3 protein-coding genes and 1 pseudogene are annotated in these 5266 nt (G+C 68.0%); 3 read left to right on the top strand and 1 reads right to left on the bottom strand.

The window, feature by feature from the left end; all coding sequences use genetic code 11:
- Both K789_RS0110045 and ppsA read left to right on the top strand, forming a co-directional pair.
- A partial coding sequence (locus tag K789_RS0110045) for a cation transporting ATPase C-terminal domain-containing protein (protein ID WP_029704832.1) occupies positions 1 to 243 on the top strand: 243 nt, incomplete at its 5' end.
- 32 nt (positions 244 to 275) lie between these two features.
- Positions 276 to 2678: a phosphoenolpyruvate synthase gene (gene ppsA / locus K789_RS0110040; protein ID WP_024366640.1), complete on the top strand. Its 2403-nt coding sequence runs from the start codon at positions 276 to 278 to the stop codon at positions 2676 to 2678.
- On the opposite strand, the gene K789_RS0110035 is transcribed toward ppsA, so the two are convergent.
- Entirely contained in the window at positions 2626 to 4566 is a 1941-nt protein-coding gene (locus K789_RS0110035; protein WP_024366639.1) for a heavy metal translocating P-type ATPase, read from the bottom strand. The two genes, ppsA and K789_RS0110035, sit on opposite strands and share 53 nt — an antisense overlap.
- Positions 4567 to 4693: 127 nt before the next feature.
- On the opposite strand from K789_RS0110035, the pseudogene K789_RS24565 reads away from it, so the two are divergent.
- Positions 4694 to 5086, top strand: a pseudogene (locus K789_RS24565) (hypothetical protein); the annotation flags it as partial.
- Between the last annotated feature and the right edge of the window lie 180 nt (positions 5087 to 5266).

Here is a 5266-nt window from a genome sequence, read left to right as displayed (position 1 = left end):
CTTGGCTGGTTCAGCAATCGGCTGCTGGTCTGGGCTGTGCTGGCCGAACTCGGTCTGTTGGCGGTGTTCCTGTTCCTCGGGCCCCTGGCAGCCCTGCTGGGCCACGCCCCGCCGTCGCCCGGCGGCCTGGCCGTGGCGCTCGCCGCCATCCCGGGTGTGCTGCTCGCGGACTGGCTCTACAAAATCGTCCGCCACCGCCGGGTCGGGAAGACCACAACGGCCACCAAGGTCCAAAGCCTCTGACATCGGACCGGCCGCCGCCACAGGATGGGTCCATGACTGACTCCCCGGTGCTGTGGTTTGACGAGATCGGCATGGGCGATGTCCCGCAGGTGGGCGGCAAGAACGCCTCCCTGGGCGAACTCATCCAGTCCCTCAAAGCCAAGGGCGTGCGGGTGCCGGACGGCTTCGCCACCACCGCGGACGCCTACCGCCGCTTCATCGACGCCAACGGGATCGAGCCCGCGATGCGCTCGCGGATCCAGTCCTACCGTGCCGGCGAAGCCTCCCTGCGCGCCACCGGGGAAGCCATCCGGGAGCTGTTCCTGGACAGTGAGTTCCCCGCGGACATCGCCGGGTCCATCCGCGCCCACTACCGGGAACTGGGGGAGCGCGCCGGCCTGGACCGGCTCTCCGTCGCGGTCCGCAGCAGCGCCACGGCCGAGGACCTGCCCGACGCAAGCTTCGCGGGGCAGCAGGAGACGTTCCTGAACATCGCCGGGGAACGGGAACTCTTGGACGCCTGCCGCCGCTGCTACGCCTCGCTGTTCACCGACCGTGCCATCAGCTACCGCGAGGTCAAGGGCTTTGACCACCTCGACGTCGCGCTCTCGATCGGGGTGCAGCGTATGGTGCGTTCCGACGTCGGCGCCTCCGGCGTGATGTTCTCCATCGACACTGATTCCGGCTTCCCGCGGGTGGCCGTGGTCAGCGCCGCCTGGGGGCTCGGCGAAACCGTGGTCCAGGGCACCATCAACCCGGACAAATACGTTGTGTTCAAACCGCTCCTGGCGGAAGCCGCGACCGAGGATGAAATCAGTCCCATCATCGAAAAGACCCTCGGTTCCAAGGACCGGAAAATGGTCTACAGCCTGGGCGGCCACGCACGCACCAAAATGGTGGACACCTCGGAAGCGGAACGCCGAGCGTTTGTCCTGGCCGACGCCGAGATCCTCGCGCTGGCACGCTGGGCCGTGAGCGTGGAGGAGCACTACGCCCGCCCGATGGACATGGAGTGGGCCCGGGACGGCGTGACCGGTGAACTGTTTATGGTCCAGGCCCGGCCGGAGACCGTCCAGTCGCAAAAGACCGGCTCCCGGTTCACCCTCCACCACCTGCTGGAAACCGGCACCGTGCTGGCGCGCGGCGCCGCGATCGGCGACTCCATCGCGCAGGGCACGGCATGCGTGATCCGGAGCGCCGCGGACATCGAAAACTTCCGCGACGGCGCCATCCTGGTCACCGAGATGACCGACCCGGACTGGGTTCCGATCATGAAACGGGCGGCCGGTATCGTGACGGACCGCGGCGGACCCACCAGCCACGCCGCGATCGTGAGCCGCGAACTCGGGGTCCCCGCCATCGTCGGCACCGGCAACGCGACCACGGTCCTGGCAGAAGACCGGGCCGTGACCATCTCCTGCGCCGAGGGCGACGAAGGCCGGGTGTACGAGGGCAGCCTCGCGTTTGAGACCGAGGACGTGGACCTCGGGGAGCTGCCGGAGACGCACACCAAAGTCATGGTCAACATCGCCAGCCCCGCGGCCGCGTTCCAGTGGTGGCGGCTGCCGGCCGACGGCGTCGGGCTGGCCCGGATGGAATTCATCATCAGCGCCCTGATCCGGGTCCACCCGATGGCGCTGGTCCATCCCGAACGGGTCACCGACCCCCAGGACGCAGCGCAGATCCGTGCCCTGACCAGCGGTTATGCGGACCCGAAGGACTACTTCGTGGACGCCCTGGCCCTCGGCATTGCCAAGATCGCAGCGCCCTACCATCCCCGGCCCGTGATCGTCCGGCTCAGCGACTTCAAGACGAACGAGTACGCGCACCTGATCGGCGGTTCCGCCTTCGAGGAGCCGGAGGAAAACCCCATGCTGGGCTTCCGCGGCGCGTCCCGCTACTACGACGAGCGCTACCGCGAGGGGTTCGCCCTTGAATGCGCGGCCCTCAAACGGGTCCGGGAGAAGCTCGGGTTCGGCAACATCATCGTGATGATCCCCTTCTGCCGGACCCCGCAGGAAGCGGACAGGGTCCTGGCCGTGATGGCGGAAAACGGTCTGGTCCGGGGCCAGAACGGACTGCAGGTCTACATGATGTGCGAGATCCCCTCCAACGTCGTCCTCGCCGAAAAGTTCGCCACCCGCTTCGACGGCTTCTCCATCGGCTCCAACGACCTCACCCAGCTGGTCCTGGGCGTGGACCGGGATTCGGCGCAGCTGGCCTCACTTTTCGACGAGCGGGACGAGGCCGTTATGGCGATGATCAGCGAGGCCATCCGCAAGGCCCACGCCGCCGGGATCAAGATCGGCATCTGCGGCCAGGGCCCCAGCAACCACCCGGAGTTCGCGGCGTTCCTGGTCAGCGAGGGCATCGATTCGATCTCGCTGAACCCGGACAGCTATCTCAGGACCGTTCCGCGGATCGCGGAAGCCGAGAAACTGGCGGCTTCCCAGTAGTGCCGCCGGCGTCCTTCTGCCCCTTGCTCCTTGTACCCGCACCCGTGGGGCCGGCCGCTGTCTTGCCGGCACTGAGCGCGCGCAGCGCGTTGAGGATCGTCGCCAGGTCCACGAGCTCCTGGGACAGGGCGCCGGCGATTGCCGGGACGAAGCCGGCGGCCGCGGCGAGCATCAGCGCCACGCTCAGCGCGATGCCGATCCAGATGCTCTGCAGGGCCACCTTGACGGTCCGCTGGCCAATCCGCACGGCCGAGGCCACCTTGGACAGGTCATCGAGGATGATCACGACGTCGGCAGACTCGCCGGCCGCCGTCGAGCCGCGCGCCCCCATCGCGATGCCGACGTCGGCGACGGCCAGGACGGGGGCATCGTTGACGCCGTCGCCCACCATCATGACCGGGCGCAGCGGCAGGGACCGGACGGCTTCGACCTTATCCGTCGGCAGGCACTCGGCGCGGACATCGGTGAGCCCGGCCTCGGCCGCGATGTGCTCGGCCGTGGCGAGGGCGTCGCCGGTCAGCATGACAGTCCGGCTGACGCCGAGTTCCTGGAGTTCGGCCAGGGTGCGGCGGGTTTCCCTGCGGATGGGATCGCTCATCACGAGGGCCCCGGCGAACTCCCCGGCCACGCCCACGTAGATGGCGAGTTCGCCGCTGGCCAGCGCCGTTTCCTCGACGCCGGCGACCGATTCCGCCACGAAATTCGGCTTGCCGACCACGACATCGCGGCCATCGAAGCGCGCCCGGACGCCGTGCGTGGCGAATTCGTTGGCCTCCGTGGCGGTTTCAAATACCAGCCCGCGGGTCCGCGCAGCGTCCATCACCGAGGCGGCGAGCACATGGGAGGAATATTGTTCGGCGGAGGCCGCCAGCCCGAGGACCTTGTCCTCGGTGAAGGACCCCGACGTCCGGACACCGACCAGGGACGGGCGGCCGTAGGTCAGGGTGCCGGTCTTGTCGAAGGCGACGGTTTTGATCCGGCTCAGTTGCTCCAGGACGCCGGCGTATTTGACGATGATGCCGCCGCGCGCGGCGCGGCTCATGCCGCCCAGGAAAGCCACGGGTGCGGCGATCAGCAGCGGACACGGCGTCGCCACCACCAGCACTTCCGCGAAGCGGGCCGGGCTGCCACTGACGATCCAGCCGATCGCGCCAAGGACGTAGGCAAGGGCCGTGAACGGCACGGCATACCGGTCCGCGAGCCGCACCATGGGCGCCTTGCTGTCCGCGGCTTCCTTGACGAGGGCGACGATGCGGCTGTACTGCGAATCCTCCATCAGGGCCGTGACCTGCATCCGGACCGCGGCTTCGCCGTTGAGCGAGCCGCTCATCAGCCCCTCGCCGGCCACCCGCTCCACCGGAAGGCTCTCCCCGGTGAGCGAGGACTCGTCGAAGCTGCCGGATTCAGAGAGCAGGATGCCGTCCAGGGGCACCACTTCACCCGGCCTGACCAGCAGGATGTCGCCGATCTGGACGTCAGTGGCCGCAACATCCTCGTGCTGGGCGCCGTCGTGAGTGCCGTTCCGTTCCCGGTGGGCCGTCTGCGGGACACGTTCCAACAGGGATGTCAGTTCCTTCTTGGCCCGGCCGGCGGCGTAGTCCTCGAGGGCTGTGCCGCCGGCCATCATGAGGACAATGATCATGGAGGCGATGAACTCACCCACCAGGACGGTGCTGACGATTGCGGTGACCGCCAGGATGTCGATGCCCCATTGGCCGCCCATCAGCCGGCGGACCATGCCGACGGCCAGATAAGCCGCCACCGCCAGGGCATAAATGCTCGCTGAGACCTGCGCAATCAGCGGCTGCCCGGACAGGAGCAGTATGAGCACCGCGAGCAGGGCAGCGATCGTGCCCGCAACAAGCGGATACCGGAGCAAAAGTTTCACGGATACCCTGCCTTAGTATTCGCGTTGTCTACACGCGTCTTCCTCTATTTGCATCCTACTGCGGACCCCTCCCCGGCAGGACCGTCGGGGCACAGGTTACGAAGCACCGGCGGCCCGATCCGGCGCGAGGGCGCACACGGTCATCGGGCATGCGGTCGGCAACGCCATGAACATGGGTCTTACGCTCGCCGTCCAGGCATCGATCTGCCGGGAACGGGGGCAGCCGTTCATCTTCCCGGCTCCGAGACGCAGTGGAACAGCCTCACGGACATGACGGACAGCGGGCTGCTGGCGGAACACATGATCTGGGCGGCCACCGCCGACGGGGTGGGCAACGAGGCCTACAACATTGTGGACGGCGACATTTTCCGCTGGCGGCGCATGTAGCCCGCGCTCGCCGCCTAAGAGCCGCCTTGCGGGCTTCACCGGGTACCGCCGGACGAAAGATTCCTTCCTCCGCCTGTTCGACAGGTACCGCGCCGACCGCCTGATCCCGGCAGCGTCCTTCGGCTCTGCCTAGCAACGCGGGGTCAGATCGCGCCCATCCGGCGGGTCGCCATGGGCGCCAAGTGACCCCGCGTTGCTTGGGAGTTTTCGCTGGTACTGGGCACTTCAGCCCTAGTCCGGCTGTGGCCGGTGGTGCCACAGTGAAGCATGTGGTCGATCTTTTCCGACCGGCGCCGGTGGCTGGCGGCCGCGG

Source organism: Arthrobacter sp. TB 26 (assembly GCF_000427315.1).
Classification (GTDB): domain Bacteria; phylum Actinomycetota; class Actinomycetes; order Actinomycetales; family Micrococcaceae; genus Arthrobacter.
The sequence above is the reverse complement of the archived record's forward strand: the minus strand, read 5'-3'. Positions and strand labels throughout refer to the sequence as shown.

Bases quoted from the DNA above. Each gene is read 5' to 3' on its own strand.
- ppsA (WP_024366640.1), top strand. From the start codon at position 276: ATGACTGACTCCCCGGTGCTGTGGTTTGACGAGATCGGCATGGGCGAT.